This is a genomic window from Pseudoalteromonas sp. BSi20480 (genome assembly GCF_000241365.1).
GTDB lineage: Bacteria > Pseudomonadota > Gammaproteobacteria > Enterobacterales > Alteromonadaceae > Pseudoalteromonas > Pseudoalteromonas marina.
This window is the reverse complement of sequence record NZ_BADX01000142.1, coordinates 1-21,085: the sequence shown is the minus strand read 5'-3', so window position 1 is coordinate 21,085 and position 21,085 is coordinate 1. Positions and strand designations below refer to the sequence as shown.

Here is a 21,085-nt window from a genome sequence, read left to right as displayed (position 1 = left end):
TTACTACCTTTTTGGTATTAATATTTTTTAAATGAGATCATTCATGAATGGTATCAGTGATTTAAATTTTAAAAACTTACTTGAGTATGCACAAGTAGGTGTGATTATTCATAACTGGAATACATCAATTGTTTACATAAACCCAATCGGTTTGCAGTTACTAAATTTAGATTACGAGCAAGCAATAGGGCGAGACACTTATGACCCTAATTGGACACTCATTGACGAGCAAAGCAACCTTATGGCCGTTGAGGACTATCCAGTTAATGTTGTTAAATCAACAAAAAAGAAAGTTACCAATAAAGTTTTAGGTGTTGTTGGCGGGGCAAAAAAAGACATAAGCTGGTTTATGGTTAATGCTTATTTTGAAGGACATGACGATGATAAAAACTTTATTGTTGTAACCATCACTGATATTTCTGACGCTAAGCAGCAAATTTCGTTTCAAGATGTGGTCGAAAATACGCAAGACATGGTTGTTATTACCGATGCAAAAAATATCAAACACCCTGAAGGGCCTAAAATAGTATACGTTAATAAGGCTTTTCAGGCACTTACTGGATACAGCTCGTCAGATATAATTGGTGAAACACCTAGAATTTTACAAGGCAACTTAACTGACCCCCAAGCTAAGCAAAGAATTTATTCTGCATTAGAGCGTAACGAAGAAGTAACTGAAACACTACTAAATTATGACGTGAGAGGAAGGCCTTACTGGGTTGAAATGAATATTATTCCGTTGAAAAATAAGTTTGGTGAGGTTACTCATTTTGCAGCAATTCAACGGGATGTTTCAAAAAGTAAATTTCAAACCGAACAGTTAGAAAAACGAAATAAAGATTTAAAAGAGTTAAAAGTTAACCTAGAAAATTTAGTACAAGAAAGAACATTTGAATTACAACAAGCTAAGTCTCAACTTGAAAAAATAGCGTTTTTTGACCCATTAACTGGAATTCCTAATCGTCGCTTTTTTTCTGATCAAGTTAATAAATTAGTCAAAGGAAGTGTCAGGCGTGGGGGTATAATTGCGTTTGGATTATTTGATGTTGATAACTTTAAAGCTGTTAACGATACCTATGGTCATGATGTGGGTGATCGCTTACTTGTTGAATTAGCAAACATATTAACGCACATATTGAGAATTGATGATGTATTTTGCCGCTTTGGTGGTGAAGAGTTTGCTTTTGCTGTTATTTTAAAAGAAGTAGACGATGCTGAACCCGTTGCCGAAAAACTTATAAATGCAATTAGAAATCTTAAAGTGCCTGTTGAAGGTGAAAACACAATAAATGTAACCGTAAGTATGGGGTTAAATGTGGTATCACCAAACAATAGCACTGACATAGATGATGAAATAAAAAAATCAGATGCGGCAATGTACCAAGTTAAAAAGTCTGGCAAAGATCGTTATAAAATTATTTATGAACCATAAGATAAGTTGGGTTATGCAGTGTTACTAAGCTAATAAGTATAACTTTTCACAAGTTAGGTACTCACTCTTTTACATTTATAAGGCGTTAAAATATCGACTTTATTGTGCTAATTTTGTTGGCTCCATTGCTTGGGCGATAAGCCATACATTCTTTTAAATTCTCTGCTGAACTGAGAACTGCTTACATAACCCATTTCCATGGCCGCAACGTTGACATTGGTACCTTGTGTTATTTTTATGGCAGCATGATTAAGCCTCATTGATTTAACAAATTGAATAGGGGACATGTTAGCTGCTTGTTTAAATTTACGATGGAATACAGCGCGGCTCATACCTATTTGGCTAGCCATGTCTTCAATGGTTATGTTTTCATGCAAATGAGAGGATAAAAAGGCAATTGAACGTGCAATCTCGTTACCCACACCAAATGCCCGTTTAAACGCATAGCCTGCTTGACCTTTTAACAGCGCGTAATATTGTTCACTCAAGCGTGCTTTCTTCAATATGGCTAAATCAATAGCATCATCATCGAGCAGCAACACTTTATACAACGCATCGGTAAAGTTATGGTCCCAATCGGCAGTTAAAATACTTTGTGAAGGATAACTCACGTTAGGTATTTGTTGGGTGCTAGTTGCGCTTTGAATCTCGAGTGCTAACTCGGTCATAATTCCTGTATCTATCGAAATGTATACACCTATTAATGGGTTATCTGTCGAGGCTTTTGGAGTACCGGCTTCAACAGGCATAGGCATTGTGCAACATATGTATTGTGTGTTGTCATAAAGGTGTTTGTTGCCATCTAAAATAGCTTCTTTTGTGCCTAAAACAATAGCCGTGACAGAAGGTTCATAGACCGCTGGTGAACATTCAATAGGGTCTGTGATTTTAAATAATTGAATGCCTTCAATACCTGTTTGTACCATGCCGCTTTCATTCATTTTTCTATTAATTAGTTGTAGTATTTTGGCTTTACTCATAGTCAATAATCACTCATTAAACAGGTGGTAAAATTAGCATTAGAGTTTGTGTAACTCAACAAAGTGATACAAATAGGCATGTTTTAAGGATTATTACGCCTTTTAGCATGTGTGGCTGAGATTATAATGTCTGCATATTAAAATTAACATTATTCATCTTGGACAACATTATGACGCAAAAAAATCAATTTGGGCCTAACGGCTGGACACCTGAAAACTTAAGCGCTTTGCATGGTAAAACTTATCTAATTACGGGAGCAAATACAGGCGCGGGCTTTCAAGCAACTCGCATATTACTCTCTAAGGGAGCCAATGTTGTTATGCTAAATCGTAATCCAAATAAATCTGTGCTGGCAATTACAAAGCTCAAGGATGAATTTGGCAGTGGCGCAAACGTCAGCTTTATAACATTGGATTTAGCCGATTTGACATCAGTACGCACTGCTTGCACAGAAATTTTGATAAAAGTACCTCAAATTAACGCACTAATTTGTAATGGTGCAATAGCGCAAGTTGAGCAGCAACAATTTACAGCAGATGGTTTTGAAAGCCAGTTAGGGGTTAACCATTATGGCCACTTTTTATTATGTGGTTTGTTGTTTGAGCGAATTAACACATCGAAGGGACGTATTGTTGTGGTGTCGAGTGAAGGGCACAAAATGGGGCTCAAAACAATTCAGTTTGAAGACATGAACTGGGATAAAAATTACAACGCAAATAAAGTGTATAGCCAAAGTAAATTGGCGCAAATGATGTTTGCTTACGAGCTACAAAATAAAGTTAAAGCGGCCGATAAAAATGTGGAAGTATATGTTTGTCATCCTGGGGCATCAAACACATCATTAATTAGGGAAACAGCAAGTTTTGCTACTAGGTTATCGTGGTCATTTATGGTCAAACTGGGTGTTGCTCAATCAGCTGAAAAAGGCGCTTATCCAGAAGTAATGTGCGCAGCTCAAAGTAACCTAAAACAGCATGCCTACTACGGACCAACCGGATTTTTAAACTTTGGCGGCCCTGTAGGCGAATGTAAGCTCGAATCATTTGTGTTAGATAAAAAGGTTTTAACAAAATTATGGACGCTTTCGGAACAACAAACAGCATTTAAATGGCAACTGTAGAAAGCAATATTTACTAGACGAGCACCTATGAAACATTTCATTTATATATTGGGAATATTTATGTCGACCTCAACAGCGTTAGCGAATGAACTTATTAGCGAACAAAACACTTCACAACCATCAATAAATAGCGCGTTGGTTCAGGATCATGAAGGTAATATTTATCGAACAGTTACGATTGGTAAACAAATATGGTTAGCTGAAAACCTTCGTGTGACTAAGTTTCAAGATGGATCAAAGGTTAATACTGGCTTTATACCTAATGATGATAAAAGTAATTTAGCTATTTATGGTAGGCTTTACGATTGGTATGACGTAACAGATACGCGAAACCTTTGCCCAGAAGGATGGCGAGTCGCCTCTGATGAAGACTACAAAGCTTTAGAGATAGCTATAGGAATAGATAAAACAGACGTGGATAAACTTGGGTGGCGTGGACAAGACGACGTGGCAATTACGTTAAAAGTAAAGCAACCCGACACTATTTTTAAGCGTTTTAATCAATTGCAAGTAAATAAATACGGCTTTTCTACTATGCCTGCGGGGGTCAAATTAGGAAATTGGTATATCACTCAGGGTATGTATACCGAGTTTTGGACAAGCACCAATGCAACTAATTCTGAGGCTTATGCAAGAACACTTGCTTATTCGTGGTGGAACTCTCACAAGGGCGAAATTCGCCGTGCGAAGCTTAATAAAGAGTATATGTTTTCAGTTCGATGCGTAAAAATTTAGGTGGTTAGATAATGCTATTAAAAATTACATTCGTGTTGTTTATTACACTTTTTACAGCAACAGGTTGCGTAAATACGAACCAAGCTTCGTCGGGCAATGATATTGATAAAGATCTTATTGTGCTGGCACATGGATTAGGAAGAAGCGATTGGGCCATGTGGAAATTAGCTCAAAGGCTAGAGCAAGCAGGGTATAAAGTATGCAGTTTAGATTACGCAACAATTGGCGAAAGTGTTGAGGCAGTATTGAAAGACACAACAAAACAAATTGATGCCTGTATTATCAATTCTTCAAAAGTGCACTTTGTAGGGCATTCTTTAGGTGGGTTAGTAATTAGAGCATATTTACAAAACGCTAATCACACACTAAAAAATGTGGCTATAGGAAATAGCGTTTTAATAGGTACGCCAAATAAAGGGAGTGAACTGGCTGATCATTTTAAAAACTCTTGGTTAATTACTTTAGGAGGCGGCATTAGCAAATCATTAGTTACAGGTGTGAATAGCCTTGGTAATAATTTGGGAGAGTTAACTGTAAAGTTTGGCGTAATAGCAGGCACAAAGTCGTCTAGCTTAACTAACGATAAATTTAATGGTGTTAATGATGGGCTTGTATCGGTTGAGTCCACAAAATTAGCGAACATGCATGATTTTATTACTATTAATGTAAGCCACTCTGAAATGCGCTACAACGAAAATGTTGCTTATCAAACTATACATTTTTTACAAAAAGGTTATTTTAAGCACTAATTTTATGCATGATTAGCTAGCTACTATCAAAAAATACTTCAGTTTATTTAACCTTAACAGAGAGGTTAAAAGCCACCGTTTAAATATTAAACCCACTTAATAAAGCCTCTTCAGCAATATTTACCATCGACTAAAAATAGAGAGTTAACAACGCGTTTAACGCTTGAATTGAAAAATTTTATTTGAACTTGTGATTTTTTCGCAGTTGCTGCGAATAACTAGGTAATAAACTAAGCAGATATTACTTTAGGGTCGATATGTTTTAAATAGTATTTAAAGCATATCGAAGGCATACCCGTAAATAGGGCTAGAGTGCTTTATGTTATTAAATAAACAAACTTTAAAGTCTTAATATTATGAAATTAAGAAAAAGTGATGGATTAACCAGTAAATGACCACAACTAAAAAAACACAATTTGCTCAAGCAATGGAGCAACATAAAGGCATTATTTATAAAATTGTGAATTCATACTGTCAAAACAAAGATGACCGACAAGACTTAGCCCAAGAAATATTAACAACGATGTGGCTAGCTTATGATAATTACAACAATGCTTATAAGTTTTCAACGTGGATGTACCGAATTTCGCTGAATGTAGCTATATCTTATTACCGAAGAAACAGTCGGCGAGAAGATAAAGCAAATGAAGAGTGCATAGTGAAGATTGCTGACTTATCGCAAGAAGATGAGAGCAACGAGGTGGTAAAGCAGTTATATGAGTTTATTGGTCAACTCGATAAATTAAATAAGGCGATTATGCTCCTTTATTTAGAGAGTGAATCTTACGAAAGCATAGCGAATAGCTTAGGGATCAGTAAAACCAATGTTGCTACGCGAATTAGTCGAATTAAACACACATTAAAACTTCAATTTGAAACACGGGATTCTTAACATGAATTTAGATAACTTTAAAAGCGCTTGGCAACAAAGCACTGATACACATAGTGCTATTGAAATTAATCAAGCAAAGCTTGCTGAAATAAAAATAAATAAACAAATAAAAGCACTTAATAAAATGAAATGGGCACGAATAATTGAAAGCTGTGTGTTTCTTATTATTATTGTACTGTTGTGGAAGTATATTGCTGCAGGCTTTACTTTTTCAGCGCCAATAATTTCAGGCTTTGTCCTCAACCTGTTTGCCATCATTGGGCTTGCAGGAAATATTGGCCAAATTGTTTTAATTTCAAACATTGACTATTCAAAACCAGTTAACCAACTACAAAAAGATTTTTACCGTGTTTGTTCTCATAAATTAGAATTGACCAAGTTGCTACTTATGTCAGTTCCCTTTTATCTTGCTTATGTTTTTATTGGGTTTGATCTACTTTTTGGAATTGATTTATATCAGTATTTAGAGCTGCACATGATTTGGTTTTACTCTTTGTCGTCAATACTGCTTTTTATAGCTACAGCATGGGTATTTGCTAAATTAAATTATAAGAACATTTCTGAGAAATGGGTTAATGCGAGTGTTCAATTTATTGTTGGTAAACGTTTGGTCACTATGGCTGAGTTTTTAAATAGCTCTGAGTTAATAGAAAGTTAGTTATCAAATGCTGTGTTTGTGTAGAAAATAGTTAATGATTTTTTTGCATAAACTCTTTAGATAATTGATTTTTCTGTAATTAAGCTGCCAAATTTTTTCATCGCTTCTATACTATGTAAAACGCGTAGTTAATGAGTTAGAAGTAGTGCCTGCCAGTAAAAATAATCTAGAGCAAGAAAACACAAAACTAAAGCGAGCGATTGCTGAGCTTACTTATGAACGAGATAAGTACAAAAAAATCTTTGACGCTTCGGTCGACGCGTATTCAGTTATCGATTTAAGCTCAGGTAAGTTTATAGAATGCAACCAAGCAGCTATTGATATGCACGGTGTTAATAGCATGGCAACTTTTTAAACCTTAGTCCTGCTGACTTGTCACCCGAGTTACAACCCTGTGGTAATCGTTCAGATGTTTTAGCTAAAGCGCATATAAATTGCGCCATAGAACAGGGCTTTCATAGTTTTAAATGGATACATTCGCGTTTAGATGGCACAACGTTTAACTGTTTAGTTAACTTGACTGGATTATTCATAGAGGGCAGTCAATTAATATTGGCGGTTGGTCGAGACATATCCGATATAGAAATAGCCCAAAAACAAATCAGTACCGAAGCTTCAGAAAAGCAGCGATTTAAACAAGCATTTTTGGGAGAAAAAGAAAAGTTTGAAAAGTTTGTTGATTTGGCACCCGTTGGTATTGCAATTAATTCAATATCTGACGGCAGCTTTGAGTTTTTAAATGAGGAGTTTGGCAGAATCACAGGCTATAGCGTTGATGAGCTAAATCAAATGGACTATTGGCAGCTCACCCCTGAAAAGTATGAGAAGCGAGAACATGAACAGCTAGAATTACTTGCTAAATATGGCCAGTATGGGCCGTATCAAAAAGAATATATACATAAAAACGGCAATGTATATCCCGTGTTATTATCGGGTATAAAAATTACAGATAGCAAAGGTGAGACATTTATTTGGTCTGTCGTTCAAGATATAGCTCATCAAAAACAGAGTGAGCAACAAATTAAAACGGCGAAAGAAAAGGTGGATTCTTTTGCTTTGCGTATGTAATTAGCCAATGACTCTGCGGGTATTGGGGTATTGGGGTATGGGAGTTAGATTTAAAAACAGAAAAACTAGTATGGGATTCTTGGATGTACAAATTATACGGCATCTCAGAGTTAGAGTTTTCCTGCACATACCAAGCATGGCTTGATAGAGTTCATGTTGATGACGTTGAACATAATGAACGTATGTTGGATGAAGCAATCAACGGGGTAGGCATTTACGACCCAGAGTTTCGTGTTGTACACCCTGATGGAAATATCCGGACAATTAAAGCAAGTGCAGAGATATTGAGAGATTCGCATGGTGCAGCCATAAAAGTAGTTGGTGTAAATTACGATGTAACCGAAAAAGTAGATGCAATAAGAAAATTGTTTGATGCAAAGTTAGCTGCTGAAAATGCTGCACAATCAAAAAGTGACTTTTTGGCTAATATGAGTCATGAAATTCGCACTCCTATGAATGCAATTCTAGGTGATTTGCAACTGCTAGAAAATACTAGTTTACCTGATGAGTTAAGGGCAGTACTTAAAAATGCCTCTTATTCGGGACAAAGCCTTTTAACTATTATTAACGATATTTTAGATTACTCTAAGATAGAGTCTAACCAACTACAGTTAGAAAAAGCATCATTCTCATTAACTGAGGTATTAGATTCTATAACCTATGACTTAGACTCCTTAGTTAGTGAAAAACGTATCGGCTTTACCGTAAATAAAGATGAAAGTTATAACGAATATTGGATGGGTGATTTAGTTAGAGTTAAGCAAATAATATTAAATTTAAGCTCTAATGCGGTTAAATTTACAGATAAGGGAAGTGTTAAAATAAACGCGAGCAGTAAAGTTTTTGAAGGTAAAGAGGCTATATACCTAGAGGTTGTAGACTCAGGAATAGGGATGAGCAAGGAAGTTACTGAGCACATTTTTGAGAGGTTTACTCAAGCAGACACCTCTACAACCAGAAAATATGGTGGAACAGGACTAGGCATGTCTATCACTATTAGTTTGGTTAAAATGATGGGCGGCGAAATCGATATCCAAAGTAAGCAAGGGCTTGGCACAACTGTCACGATTAAATTACCATTACCTAAAGCAAATAACATAGCAGATAAAGCCCCTAAAAAATCGTTTAAAGCGCCTAATTTAAAGGGTAAAAAATACTTATTGCTGAAGATAACAATATTAACCAAGTGTTGATTAAAGCCATGATGGCTAAAACAAATGCCGATATTACAATTGTCGAAAATGGTTTACTTGCGTTTGAAGCTGTTGGTTCCGAACGTTTTGACTTAGTACTTATGGATATTCACATGCCAATTATGGATGGGATTGAGGCTAATCAACAGATAAAAACAATACTGCCAAATTTGCCTATTATTGCGTTAACAGCCAATGTAATGGATAAAGACGTAAAACATTACTACCAGCAAGGTTTCATCTTTCATGTACCTAAACCAATCGATATTAACGAGTTATATGGCACACTCAGGCGTTGTTTGTATTTAATCGGTTAATTAATGTTGGCTATATAAAATAAGGCCTGTCCAATAGAAAAGTATTTGGTTTTGAAAATAACATCAGCAGGGTTTAAAAACTGCTGACAAATTTCTCGTAGAATATTGTATGTAATACTAATCCGCAATGATACTTAATCATTTTTCGAGGCTAAACATGTCGCTACCTGCGTTACAAAATGTTCATTTAGAGCAACTAAATAGTGATATTTTTGCCTAGCTATCAACACGTTTTTCCAGCCTCAAAATAGCTCACTTAATTAAGTGAATGGGTAAAATACTGGTTATTTTTCTATTTTACCTTTTAGAACATAAATTTCACCATCAAAGCTACCTTGAATAGTTAACCCTTGACCGGCAAGCTCTTTTAAGTATTCGATATGTTCTTCAGTGATGTGTTGCCCTGGAACTAATAACGGTATGCCTGGAGGATAGGGGGTAACTAAACCAGCACAAATACGATTATTGCTTTTAGCAATAGGCACCGACTCGCGTTCGCCATAAAAAGCATCGCCTGGAATACACGCTAAATCGATGGCTGGTAAGCTTTCTGGCAAGCGAGAGCGCCTTGTTGATTTGGCTAGTTTCACTCTCCCACTATCAAGTTTTTTTAATGCATTGTATAAACGAATAATCTTCGAACGAGTACCACCAAGCGTTAATAATACCAAAATTGTACTGTGAGTGTATTTTTCTATTTCTAGGCCAATTTCATCTAATAAAAACTTATGAATGTCTTTTAATGAGTAGGGTAATTCACTAATATCGATAAGGATTTTTAGTGGATCGTGACCCATATTATCTTCACTAAAGTGTGGAAATATTTCCATAAAATCGTCTTTACCCAGCACTTTAATGTATTTCAACGATGCCATTTGTTGTTTAAATTCGTCGACATGGTTTAACAAGGCATTAAGTAATTTATAGCCTTCCATTTCCAATTGTTTTTGGCATACGTCAAGCGAGGCAATAAGCTGATACTTGGGCGATGTACTGGCGTAAATACTGTAAATTTCTCTAAAAAAATCTGCATCGAAGTCTGGATCATTCACATGAATATAAGACGCCTGTGAAAACGCCGATACCACTTTATGTGCTGAATGAGTGACATAATCGGCTCCAGCATGAATGGCTGAGTAGTAACGCAGGCTCGGGTGAAACAAAGAGTAAGCAAACCAGGCTTCGTCAATGAATACTTTAATGCCGTGTTGATGGGCAAAATCCACAACTTGTTTTAAATCGCTTAATAAACCATCGTAAGTACAACCGGTAAGCACCAGTAGTTTTGCATCGGTATTTTGCTCTATTGTTTGTTTTATATCGGCTAACGAAGGTGGCGCAAAAATACCATATTTAGGGTTTAATATACTCGATAAATAAATGGGTAAACTGGCTGATTGCAAAATGCCATAATGAACAGATTTATGACAATTACGGTCAATAATGACCTTATCCCCCTTACGTAACAGGGTTTGTAAAATAATTTTATTTGAAGTAGAAGACCCGTTAGTAACAAAGTAGGTATGCTTTACCTCAAACGTTGCAGCTGCAGATTCTTGAGCACGCCCAATGGTATTGGTGCTATCAGATAAAGAGCCTAACGAATCGACAGATACCGATAGATCGCCAACAAACACATTGCGGCCATAAAACTGATAGAAGTCTTTAATATAAGGCGAGTTTCTAAAGCTAGAGCCACCACTATGGCCCGGTGTGTGCCATGAATCGTTCGACTCGCCAACATAACGGCGATACGCAGTCCAAAACGGGGTTTCTGAACGGTCGTCAAAGTCGTTGATCATATAGCCTAAAATAGCTTCGGGGTCAGAAATAACCTCGTCTTTAAAGAAAAACGATTCAATTTCTTCTGACTCGTTGACTATTTCCAGTCCTTTAGTATCATCGCCAATTACATAAACTGGAAGCTCTAATCGAATGGCTTTTAACTGCTCAATAAAGCGGCTATACGTTCTCTCGCCAACCTTGTTTTGTAAATCCCAACTAAGTACAACAGCCTGAATATCACCATCTTCTTCAACACTTGTTATCGCATCTTTAAGCGTAAAACGCTCAAGAATATCGATATGGATATCGTCTCGCTCAAAATTTGGTATCGCTTTAGAGAGATTTGTAGACAACTCTTTTAAAGTGGCTTGGTCTTGCTCAATTAATAATATACGCAGTAAAGGCAACATAGGGGTTTTCGTAATAAAATATTATAATACTCAGTAGCATAACCAATGCATTGGCACTTGTGAAATTAATACTTTGTAAATGTGCATTAATTATATTTTATGCACGTCCATGTTTAATCTTTCATTCTCAATAAAAGTTCACTCAAGCGAATGTCCTACAACTGTTTTAAAGTAAAAAGTTGATCACTATGCGTAAACTTATCTTTTACTCTGTTTTATCTTTAAACTCACACAAGTCTTCAATAATACAACTACCACACTTAGGCTTACGGGCTGTGCACACGTAGCGGCCATGTAGAATCAACCAATGGTGCACATCAGCTTTAGCCGAAACTTTAAATCCGCAAATGGTATCAGTTTTAACACTTGGCTAATCAACGCGCGTCTTAACCAGAGTTTGGAATTATTAGAATCAACAAATTTGGCTATCACTGAGGTATCTGAAAAAGCAGGCTTTAGTTCGGAGCAAATTTATCGTAAATACTTTGTACAAAAGTATGGGATCGCCCCGAAAGCGTGGCAAAAAATAGTTTAAGAGCAAAAGTACTAGATAAATGCCATGGGATATTGATGCAAATAAGCCGTTTAATTATCTTTAATTATTCGGTTTTGTCTTTAAACTCACACAAGTCTTCAATAATACAACTACCACACTTAGGCTTACGGGCTGTGCACACGTAGCGGCCATGCAGAATCAGCCAGTGGTGGACATCAACTTTGAACTCTTTTGGCACCACTTTTTCGAGCTTTTTTTCCACTTCAACAACGTTTTTACCCATAGCGAACTTGGTGCGGTTTGATACACGATCGATGTGAGTGTCGACTGCTATTGTCGGCCAGCCGAAGGCGGTGTTGAGTACCACATTTGCTGTTTTTCGACCTACGCCGGGTAGGGCTTCTAGGGCTTCGCGGTTTTCAGGTACGATGCTGTCATGTTTATCTACCAATATTTGGCACATTTTATAAACGTTGGCAGCTTTAGAATTAAATAAGCCTATGGTTTTTATATAATCACGGAGTTTATCGTGGCCTATATCTAAAATGGCTTGTGGTGTATTAGCAACAGGGAATAGTTTTCGGGTTGCTTTATTAACACCAACATCAGTGGCTTGCGCTGACAGTGTGACAGCAACAAGCAACTCGAACGGGCTTGAATATTCAAGCTCCGTTTCTGGGTTTGGGTTGTTATCGCGCAAGCGTGTAAGTATTTGGTAGCGTTTTTCTTTATTCATATAACTTAAACGTACTTACTTAAAAAGCAGTACGTTTCCCCTTAAGTTAAACTGGTAACACGTGCACGAGGGCCTTTTTCGGCTTCTGGCGGTGCAATTTGTTTTGATTTTATTTGTGCATCAATCACATTTTTAGCGGCTATGAGCAACCCAAGCCCTAAAAATGCGCCAGGTGGTAAAATAGCAAGCAAAAACTGATTGTCAAAGCTAAACACTTCAATGCGTAAACTTTGTGCCCACGGACCCAGTAATAAATCGGCACTGTCGAATAACGTACCTTGGCCAATGAGTTCTCGCATTGCACCCAGTACAACGAGTACAAGCATAAATCCAAGTCCCATCATTAATCCGTCAAAGGCTGATAAATGAATTGGATTTTTTGAGGCGTACGCTTCGGCGCGGCCTATAATGGCGCAGTTAGTTACAATTAGTGGAATAAATATGCCCAGCGATTGATAAAGTCCAAATGTGTAGGCGTTCATCAGTAGTTGAACAATGGTTACAAACCCAGCAATGATCATTACAAAAACGGGAATACGTATATCTTTTGGTACCCAGTTTCGTACAATAGATACGCTTACATTTGATCCAATTAATACCAAAAGTGTTGCAAGGCCCAAGCCCAGTGCGTTTGTAACAGTCGATGTCACAGCAAGCAACGGACAAAGCCCTAAAAGTTGAACAAGAGCAGGGTTGTTTACCCACATCCCCTCTTTGTACAGTGTTTTTAATTCACTCATTGGGTTACCTCTTCACACTGGCTATTTGGGGCTGTAAAAATAGTATCAAACTCATTTTGCGCAAATAATACGGCGTTTTTAACTGAATTTACAACTGCACGAGGCGTAATTGTTGCCCCAGTGAACTGATCAAATTGGCCGTCATCCTTTTTCACAGCCCAGCGGTTATCGTCTTCACTGTGCACCGTTAAGCCTTTGAATGTGGTGATCCATGATGACTTTTTAATTTCTATTTTGTCGCCTAACCCTGGTGTTTCTTCGTGTTTAGTGGTTCGCACTCCCGCTACAGTTCCATCGCGTAATATGGCGGTTAAAAGCTTTATATCGCCACTGTAACCGTTTGGTGTTACGTGCCTAACAACAAGGGCGACTGGTTGGTTATTTTTCGTGCACGGTAGATAACTTGCGAATTATATGGTCCTAGTCGTTCATCTTTAATAACGATACAGTCTTTCGACAAGTCATTGTCGTAGGTGTTAGGGTCAAGTACTTCGTGCAATTGTGATGTTAAGTATAGTTGCTCTTGCTCTGCAATTTTATCAGCCGTTAGTGCATCAATAGTTGCCACTAGCCCAGTAGTTACAAGGGCAAACGCAGTTAAAATAGCGCCGTTTTTTGCCATAGATGAAACAATCATTTTACTGCTCCATGACCATAAGTACGTGGCTGTGTGTAGTAGTCAATAAGTGGTACTGCAATATTTAGCAATAGTACTGCAAAGGCAACCGCATCAGGAAAACCACCAAAGGTACGAATTAAATAAACAAATAACCCAATTAGTGCGCCGTAAATCAAGCGACCTTTATTTGTGGTTGAGGCCGACACTGGGTCGGTTGCAATAAAAAATGCGCCCATCATAGTTGCGCCACTTAGCAAGTGAAATACAGTACCCGGCTCTGTGCCCGGTGCCGCTATATAACCAATAGCACTGCATAATGCTAAGCTACCAATAAAACTGACAGGAATATGCCAGTTAATTACTTTTTCTTTTAGTAAATACAACCCGCCAGCTAAAAAACCAAGGTTAACCCACATCCAACCTTGGCCTGCCCATTCGTTAAAAATAGGCTTTTGCATGCTTTCGCTCACTGTTAAACCATGAGCTACATCTGTTTTGATAGCGTCTAGTGGCGTTGCCATTGTAGTGCCATCAACACCAGCACGTACTTGATCTAAGCTATAACCAGTAGAGGTAAAGTCCGTAAAAATAAGCAGTAATTGTTCTATAAAGCCAATAGGGTTACTTGCTAGATCTGTAACAGGTAACCACGCAGTCATTTGCACAGGGAACGATACCAGTAGCAAAACATAAGCTGCCATAGCGGGGTTAAATAGGTTAAAACCTAAGCCACCATAAAGCTGCTTTACAATCACTATGGAAAATAAACAACCAATAATAACAATCCACCACGGTGCAAATGGTGGAATACTCAAGGCAAGTAACACCGCGGTTAACCATGCGCTGCCATCACTTAATGCAGGCCAAACAGGGCGCTTACGTATTAGCATTACTGCTGCTTCAAAAGCTGTGACAGCCACAAAAGCAAGGACGAGTTGAATAAGTACACCTGTACCAAAAAAGAAAACTTGAGCAATGAGTCCAGGAATACAAGCAGCAATAACGGTTAGCATTAATCGTGTTAGCGATTTATGGCTATGATTATGCGGCGAACTGGCCATGGTTAATTTCATGACTGATCATTTCCTTCTTTTTGTAACTTTTTGGCTTTGGCGCGAGCAATAGCGGCGGCCACTGCAGCTTTTTTCTTTTCGGCGGCGGTTTGTTCTGGAGTAGCTTCACTTGGCGTTTCTGGCTCAGTTATCGCCACTTGATCAGTATCTTCATCGCTTTGTGTTTGCTGCGCCTCTTTTGCCGCTTTTTTAGCTTTAGCACGGGCAATAGCAGCTGTTACAGCCGCTTTTTTGTTCTCTGCTACAGAGTCTGTTTGTGGCTCTTGAAGTTTAACATTATCGGTTTGCGGCTCATCAATACTTGGCTCAGTCGATTGCTCAGTGTGTTGTGCCTCTTTTGCTGCTTTTTTTGCTTTAGCGCGGGCAATTGCGGCAGCTACAGCCGCCTTTTTGTCATCTGCTGGAGAGTCTGTTTGTGACTCTTCAGATTTAACATTACTGGTTGATTTGTCGTTGAGACTTGGCTCATCTGGTTGCTCAGCAGCTTTAGCTGCCTTTTTAGCTTTAGCACGAGCAATTGCGGCGGCTACAGCCGCTTTTTTATCATCAGTAGGCGCTGCTGTATCGGCATCATCTGTATTAGCTTGAGCACCTTGTGCTGCTTTTTTAGCTTTAGCACGAGCAATTGCAGCGGCCACTGCTGATTTTTTATCATCAGCTGGTGCCGTATTGGCATCATCAGGATTAGTTTGAGCACCTTGTGCTTGCGCTGCCTTTTTAGCTTTAGCACGAGCAATTGCGGCGGCTACGGCTGATTTTTTATCATCAGCTGGTGCAGTACTGGCATCATCTGTATTAGTTTGAGCACCTTGGGCTGCCTTTTTAGCTTTAGCACGTGCAATAGCGGCAGCGACTGCGGATTTTTTGTCGTCAGGTGTTGTAACGTCTTCAGAAAGCTCTTTTTGCTCTTTATATTTACGAGCTTGCTCTTTGCGCAGTGCACGCTCTTTAGCGACTTCACTATTATCTGGCTCAATCTCAGTATTTTGGCCTTCAAGTTTTTTGGTCTTTTGCGCGAGCTATTGCAGCAGCAACGGCTGACTTTTCATTCCCATCGTTCGATTTGTTTTTAACACGGGCAAGGGCATCCGCTACTTTTTGCTTTTCATCATCAGACTTAGCTGGTGCCTTGCGCTTATGACGATTTTTACGCTCTTCTTGTTCACGCTCTAAACGCTCCTTGCGCGCATCAAAGCGTTCTTTTGCTCTATCTGCTTTTATTTTTTCAGCTTGTTGTTCTTTTATTTCAACTTTAGCCACTCGGTAATATTGCACAAGTGGGATTTCGCTTGGGCACACATACGCACAGGCACCACATTCAATACAATCAAACAGGTTATGTTCTTGGAGTTTGTCGTACTCTTTAGATTTTGCAAACCACTGTAATTGTTGCGGTAGTAACGAAGCCGGGCACGCGTCTGCACACGCACTGCAGCGTATACAGGCTTTTTCAGGTCCTGGCTCTGCAAGCTCTTTATGATCAGGGGCTAAAATACAGTTAGTTGTTTTAATTACACCAATCCGTACGGTGGGCAATGTAAAGCCCATCATTGGGCCGCCCATTACAACACGTTGTTGTGGTACTGGCGAAAACCCTTGGCAGTCGAGCAGGTGTTTGATTTCTGTACCTAATAAAGCCCATACATTACCTGGTTTGTGTATAGTGTTACCCGTTACTGTAACCACTCGCTCTATAAGAGGTTTCCCTTCGTAAACAGCTTGTTGTACGGCATAAAGGGTACCTGTATTGTGCATGAGTACACCAATATCAGCAGGAATTCCCATGCTGGGTACTTCACGATTAGTCAGCAGTTTTATTAGTTGTTTTTCGCCACCTGAGGGATAAACTGTTGGCACGGTTTGAACAATAATTTTGTTGTTATGTTCAGCCGCTTTAGTCATTGCAGCAATAGCTTCTGGCTTATTGTCTTCTATGCCCACAATACAAATTGTTGGGTCTAAAAGTTGCTGCATTAATTCGATGCCTTGGATAATTTCAGCAGCGTGCTCACGCATTAGTGTGTCGTCAGCGGTTATATAGGGTTCACACTCCACAGCATTGACAATGAAGAAGTCTATTTTTTGCTTTGTATCGGCCTTGATATAAGTTGGAAAACCAGCGCCACCCATGCCACTGATACCCGCTTGATGAATTATATCAACTAACTGCGTATGGCTTAGTGTTTTTGGCTCACTTATTGGGTTAAGTGTGCACCACTCGTCTTTTCCATCAGGCTCAATAACAACACTTAGCTCTGGCAGTGCAGACGGGTGAGCCGAGGGCTTTGGCGCTATTTCTGTAATAATACCCGAACTAGGAGCATGTACTGGTACAGACCAGTTAGCAACGGGTTTAGTTAAGGCTTGACCTTTAAGTACGCGTTGGCCTTTTTCTACAAGTAATTTACCATTAGCGCCAATGTGTTGTTTTAGCGCAACTACAAGTTTGTCAGGTAGTGGAAGGCGAGCAATATTTGCACCGTTAGAAAGTGATTTTTGCTGTGGAGGGTGCACGCCGCCAGGAAATTGCCAAACAGTACCTTTTTGTATTTGTTCAAGTAACTTTTCCACTCAAACCTCTAATCTATTTTTGTAACAGGAATAGCATCTAACTGCCATTTCCAGTTTTGTTTTGTTTCAGCAACCGGTAGCATATCAATACAATCTACAGGGCAGGGCTCAACGCATAAATCACAACCTGTGCATTCGTCTATTAAAACAGTATGCATTTGGCGAGTAGCACCTACAATGGCATCTACAGGGCAGGCTTGAATACATTTGGTACAGCCAATACACTCGTCTTCGCGTATGTATGCAACGGTTTTAATTGGCTCGGCTTGCTCTCCACCGGCAAGGGGTTTCTCATCAACGCCCATCAGGCCAGCAAGCTTTTTCATGGTGGCTTCACCACCAGGCGGGCACTTATTAATTTCATCCCCATTGGCAATTGCTTCTGCATAGGGGCGACACCCCGGGTAACCACATTGACCACATTGCGTTTGCGGTAAAATGGTATCGATTTGTTCAACAATGGGGTTACTTTCTACGCGAAAGCGTATTGCAGCAAAGCCTAAAATTAACCCAAAAACCAGCGCAAGTGAGCCAAGCGCAATTAAGGCATAAAACAAGGTCATATTAAAATTTCACTAATCCGGTAAAGCCCATAAACGCCATAGACATAAGGCCGGCGGTTATCATAGCAATAGAGGCACCTTTAAAAGGTGTAGGAACATCAGCAGTAGCAAGGCGTTCGCGCAGAGCTGCAAACAGTACGAGCACTAATGAAAAGCCGACCGCAGCACCAAAACCATACACTGCTGATTGTAAAAACGAGTGGTCTTCTTTTATGTTAAGTAATGCAACACCTAGTACTGCACAGTTTGTAGTGATAAGTGGTAAAAATATACCCAATAAACGGTAGAGTGTAGGGCTTGTTTTACGTACCACCATTTCTGTAAATTGCACTACAACGGCAATAACTAAAATAAAGCTCATGGTGCGTAAAAATTCTATATCCAAAGGGATTAAAATATACTGATTAACCAAGTAACTAGTTACTGAAGCAAGCGTAAGTACAAAGGTGGTAGCTAAAGACATGCCGATTGCTGTATCAAGTTTTCCTGATACACCCATAAACGGACATAAGCCTAAAAATTGTACTAACACAAAGTTATTAACTAGAACGGTTCCAATCAATAACAATACATATTCAGTCATGCGAGCCTCGCGCTTTTAAAGTCCCGTGTATTATCCTTTTTTCTGCCCTGATTAACAACATGTGCAGTGATTATCATTTAAATAAACATTATTAAATTAACTAACAGTAATAATGATGTAATAGACCTATGAGTTAGACATACTTTTTTCTTTAACATGATGACTTTAATCATACTAATTTAAGGGGGACAGTGATCACCGTAGCGCTAAATAAAGGGGAAGGGCACAAACAAAAAAAGAGCAACGAGTGCTCTTTTTTAAAATAGGGGGTTAAATATCTTTCGGCTTTTCGATGTAGTAGCCTTGAACGCCATCTAAGCACAAGGTTTCTATTATGTGTTTTTCTTCTTGGCTCTCTACACCTTCGGCAAATACACTCACTCCAATCCTGTGTGCTAGATCTACCATTAGACGCATAAAGTATTGATTATTTTTATCGTCTTCTAAACCGCGAGTGTAACTGGCATCCATTTTTATGAAATCGGGTTTTAAATCACGGAAAAACTTGAATGATGTTAAACCGACGCCAAATCGCTCAACGGTAATACGTGCACCTACTCGGTGAACCATATCAATAAAGCGTTTACTGGCTTTAATATTTTGTTGTAAACCAAATTCACTTACTTCGAAAACGAGTTTAGATGCGATATGGGTATCTTTTAATAGGCGACGCTCTAGCCAAATTACAAACTGATCGTTATGTGCACTTGAGGCCGTTACATTTAAGCCAAAGAATTTCTCGGATAAGTTACGGCTTTTAACTTTTTCAAGCGATGAGTCGATGATAAGGCGGTCAATTTCTATTGCCATATCTAGTTTTTCAGCCATGGCTAAAAACGATGCAGTAGGGAGCATTTGATTATCTTCGGTTTTAAACCTAACCTGTATCTCGGCGTATGCCTTAATGCTTTTACCCAAAGGCATGATATTTTGCATTACTAAATGCACGCGTTTTGATTCAATAACTTCGTTTATTACTTTACGCCAGTTTTGGTTACCAAAGCCTGCGCTTACATTATTAACTAAATCGGTTTCGCGTTGTACGTGCCATGCATTAGTTTGCTTAGACTGAGCCATACTCATCGCGTTATCTACCACCGAAAGTAGCTCGCCTAATGGTTTACCTTTTTCGTAACCCACAATGCCGGTATTAGCCACAGAGCTTAATTCTTGGTTTTGTTGATATTGAGTAAAGCGGGACTGTAAGTTTTCACCAAAGCGCTCAGCTTCTTTAAGCGGTGTATGCGGTAAAATAACAGCAAAGTCAGAGCTGTTTAGTCTAAACAATTGGCTGCCAGTATAAGTGCCGCTCAAGTGTTTAATTATATCAGCAACACCCCTTACGTACTCGTCACCTTTTTGGTAGCCACGGCTTTGATTAATTGCTTGTAATTCACTACAGCGCACCATAGCTAACGAGCCAAACGTACTTTGCTCGCAGTTCTCGATATGCTTTTCATAATACTCAACAAACATATTTCGGTTGCCTAAAGAAGTAATAACGTCTTTATAGGCTTCTTGTTTAATGCTCATTGCTGCATTTTGTATATCTTGACTTTTAGACTTTAAAAAGTGCGATAACCGGTTAAAGCTTGGAACTAAATCTTTCCCCAGCTTTTTGAGACTAGAACCATCGAGTGCAGTTTGTAGATCGTCATCAATTTGGTTTTGGTTAATATATATATCAATGATATCAGATACCGTAGTGCTGATATTTTTGTTCAGCTGGTAAAAAATTGACTTAAGTAAGATGATAGGAATGATCACCAACACCGCGGATATAAGTATTACTATGAAGAGAGCAGTTTGTAGCTGCGAAGCTAGTTGTTGAATGTTTAGCGTAAATTCTACTTTTACATCTGCTGCATCGTTGACAGCAAATTGAGGACGTATAGAGTTAAATTGTGACTGAATAAACTCGGCGAATGCTGGCAACTCTTCAGACGAACTAACACTAAAAACTTCCGCGCCTTGATAATCTCTAAGCGTGAAGTTTGAAAAGGTATTGCCGTTTGCAATTGATTTTTTTAAATTTTCTGCAGAAATATCGTCTATAGACAGCTCATTTATATACTTACTAACGGTTACTTGAGCACTTTTTTGTGCTTCGCTCACCGCGTTATCAAAGCCCACTGAAATGAAGTAGCTTCCTGCTGCAACACACAATAACCAAGATATTATTTGTATTAAAATAAGTTTTTTAAATCCAGCCATTTTTTCAATCTTTTTGATATTACAGAGGAAAGGAATCAAGTCCTTGATTATTTAACTAAATGCAACATTTATTAGTTTTTTTTCAATGTTTTAGTTCTAGAGTAGAAGGGTAGTGGAAATAGTAGTAAATGTCTATGGAATTGTTGAGAA

19 protein-coding genes and 3 pseudogenes are annotated in these 21,085 nt (G+C 38.6%); 11 read left to right on the top strand and 11 right to left on the bottom strand.

Features of this window, described 5'->3' with window-relative positions; genetic code table 11:
• Positions 1 to 43 precede the first annotated feature (43 nt).
• Positions 44 to 1,432: a sensor domain-containing diguanylate cyclase gene (locus P20480_RS05150; RefSeq protein ID WP_008131438.1), complete on the top strand. Its 1,389-nt coding sequence runs from the start codon at positions 44 to 46 to the stop codon at positions 1,430 to 1,432.
• Positions 1,433 to 1,539: 107 nt separating this feature from the next.
• Here the strand turns inward: P20480_RS05150 and P20480_RS05155 are convergent, their stop codons facing one another.
• Positions 1,540 to 2,412, bottom strand: a complete 873-nt coding sequence (locus P20480_RS05155; protein WP_008131437.1) for an AraC family transcriptional regulator — start codon at positions 2,410 to 2,412, stop codon at positions 1,540 to 1,542.
• A 170-nt stretch (positions 2,413 to 2,582) separates the two neighbouring features.
• On the opposite strand from P20480_RS05155, the gene P20480_RS05160 reads away from it, so the two are divergent.
• The 9 genes from P20480_RS05160 to P20480_RS19910 all read left to right on the top strand — a co-directional run bounded on the left by P20480_RS05160 (position 2,583) and on the right by P20480_RS19910 (position 9,145).
• Complete coding sequence (locus P20480_RS05160; RefSeq protein ID WP_008131435.1) at positions 2,583 to 3,533, top strand: SDR family oxidoreductase; 951 nt, start codon at positions 2,583 to 2,585, stop codon at positions 3,531 to 3,533.
• A gap of 60 nt (positions 3,534 to 3,593) precedes the next feature.
• The gene (locus P20480_RS05165; RefSeq protein WP_008131434.1) at positions 3,594 to 4,268 is read left to right on the top strand and encodes a fibrobacter succinogenes major paralogous domain-containing protein; all 675 of its coding nucleotides are present in this window, start codon (positions 3,594 to 3,596) and stop codon (positions 4,266 to 4,268) included.
• Positions 4,269 to 4,279: 11 nt separating this feature from the next.
• Positions 4,280 to 5,017 carry an alpha/beta fold hydrolase gene (locus tag P20480_RS05170; protein ID WP_008131432.1) on the top strand — a complete coding sequence of 246 codons (738 nt, stop codon included), beginning with the start codon at positions 4,280 to 4,282 and terminating at the stop codon, positions 5,015 to 5,017.
• A gap of 391 nt (positions 5,018 to 5,408) precedes the next feature.
• Positions 5,409 to 5,909 carry an RNA polymerase sigma factor gene (locus P20480_RS05175; RefSeq protein ID WP_008131431.1) on the top strand — a complete coding sequence of 167 codons (501 nt, stop codon included), beginning with the start codon at positions 5,409 to 5,411 and terminating at the stop codon, positions 5,907 to 5,909.
• A 1-nt stretch (position 5,910) separates the two neighbouring features.
• On the top strand, positions 5,911 to 6,567 hold the full coding sequence (locus P20480_RS05180; RefSeq protein ID WP_008131429.1) for a hypothetical protein: 657 nt from the start codon (positions 5,911 to 5,913) through the stop codon (positions 6,565 to 6,567).
• Between the two features lie 145 nt (positions 6,568 to 6,712).
• Positions 6,713 to 6,922: a PAS domain-containing protein gene (locus P20480_RS19925; RefSeq protein WP_008131427.1), complete on the top strand. Its 210-nt coding sequence runs from the start codon at positions 6,713 to 6,715 to the stop codon at positions 6,920 to 6,922.
• 17 nt (positions 6,923 to 6,939) lie between these two features.
• Positions 6,940 to 7,635 (top strand): PAS domain-containing protein, encoded by a 696-nt coding sequence (locus tag P20480_RS19920; protein ID WP_008131425.1) that lies wholly within the window; start codon positions 6,940 to 6,942, stop codon positions 7,633 to 7,635.
• 83 nt (positions 7,636 to 7,718) lie between these two features.
• On the top strand, positions 7,719 to 8,828 hold the full coding sequence (locus P20480_RS19915) for a sensor histidine kinase (protein ID WP_008131422.1): 1,110 nt from the start codon (positions 7,719 to 7,721) through the stop codon (positions 8,826 to 8,828).
• Between the two features lie 8 nt (positions 8,829 to 8,836).
• Positions 8,837 to 9,145, top strand: a complete 309-nt coding sequence (locus P20480_RS19910; protein ID WP_008131421.1) for a response regulator — start codon at positions 8,837 to 8,839, stop codon at positions 9,143 to 9,145.
• Positions 9,146 to 9,429: 284 nt separating this feature from the next.
• Here the strand turns inward: P20480_RS19910 and P20480_RS05185 are convergent, their stop codons facing one another.
• Both P20480_RS05185 and P20480_RS19905 read right to left on the bottom strand, forming a co-directional pair.
• Complete coding sequence (locus P20480_RS05185) at positions 9,430 to 11,340, bottom strand: aminotransferase class V-fold PLP-dependent enzyme (RefSeq protein ID WP_008131420.1); 1,911 nt, start codon at positions 11,338 to 11,340, stop codon at positions 9,430 to 9,432.
• 205 nt (positions 11,341 to 11,545) lie between these two features.
• Positions 11,546 to 11,665: pseudogene (locus P20480_RS19905) on the bottom strand (endonuclease III); the annotation flags it as partial.
• On the opposite strand from P20480_RS19905, the gene P20480_RS20120 reads away from it, so the two are divergent.
• On the top strand, positions 11,648 to 11,875 hold the full coding sequence (locus P20480_RS20120) for a helix-turn-helix transcriptional regulator (RefSeq protein WP_050547951.1): 228 nt from the start codon (positions 11,648 to 11,650) through the stop codon (positions 11,873 to 11,875). The pseudogene P20480_RS19905 and the gene P20480_RS20120 overlap by 18 nt on opposite strands.
• Before the next feature lie 64 nt (positions 11,876 to 11,939).
• Here P20480_RS20120 and nth read toward each other — a convergent pair whose 3' ends face one another.
• The 8 genes and pseudogenes from nth to P20480_RS05225 form a co-directional block, all read right to left on the bottom strand.
• Positions 11,940 to 12,572 carry an endonuclease III gene (nth, locus tag P20480_RS05190; protein WP_008131416.1) on the bottom strand — a complete coding sequence of 211 codons (633 nt, stop codon included), beginning with the start codon at positions 12,570 to 12,572 and terminating at the stop codon, positions 11,940 to 11,942.
• Positions 12,573 to 12,613: 41 nt separating this feature from the next.
• A complete protein-coding gene (locus P20480_RS05195; protein WP_008131414.1) occupies positions 12,614 to 13,312 on the bottom strand; it encodes an electron transport complex subunit E in 699 nt (232 codons plus the stop codon).
• Positions 13,309 to 13,949: pseudogene (gene rsxG / locus P20480_RS18525) on the bottom strand (electron transport complex subunit RsxG). Before rsxG ends, P20480_RS05195 begins: the two are co-directional and overlap by 4 nt.
• Positions 13,946 to 15,004, bottom strand: a complete 1,059-nt coding sequence (rsxD, locus tag P20480_RS05200) for an electron transport complex subunit RsxD (RefSeq protein ID WP_008131411.1) — start codon at positions 15,002 to 15,004, stop codon at positions 13,946 to 13,948. The pseudogene rsxG and the gene rsxD overlap by 4 nt, the downstream one beginning before the upstream one ends.
• A pseudogene (rsxC, locus tag P20480_RS19270) lies at positions 15,001 to 17,575 on the bottom strand (electron transport complex subunit RsxC). Before rsxC ends, rsxD begins: the two are co-directional and overlap by 4 nt.
• A gap of 8 nt (positions 17,576 to 17,583) precedes the next feature.
• Entirely contained in the window at positions 17,584 to 18,138 is a 555-nt protein-coding gene (rsxB, locus tag P20480_RS05215; RefSeq protein WP_008131408.1) for an electron transport complex subunit RsxB, read from the bottom strand.
• A gap of 1 nt (position 18,139) precedes the next feature.
• Positions 18,140 to 18,721 (bottom strand): electron transport complex subunit RsxA, encoded by a 582-nt coding sequence (gene rsxA / locus P20480_RS05220; protein ID WP_008131407.1) that lies wholly within the window; start codon positions 18,719 to 18,721, stop codon positions 18,140 to 18,142.
• A gap of 270 nt (positions 18,722 to 18,991) precedes the next feature.
• The gene (locus tag P20480_RS05225; RefSeq protein ID WP_008131405.1) at positions 18,992 to 20,935 is read right to left on the bottom strand and encodes an EAL domain-containing protein; all 1,944 of its coding nucleotides are present in this window, start codon (positions 20,933 to 20,935) and stop codon (positions 18,992 to 18,994) included.
• Between the last annotated feature and the right edge of the window lie 150 nt (positions 20,936 to 21,085).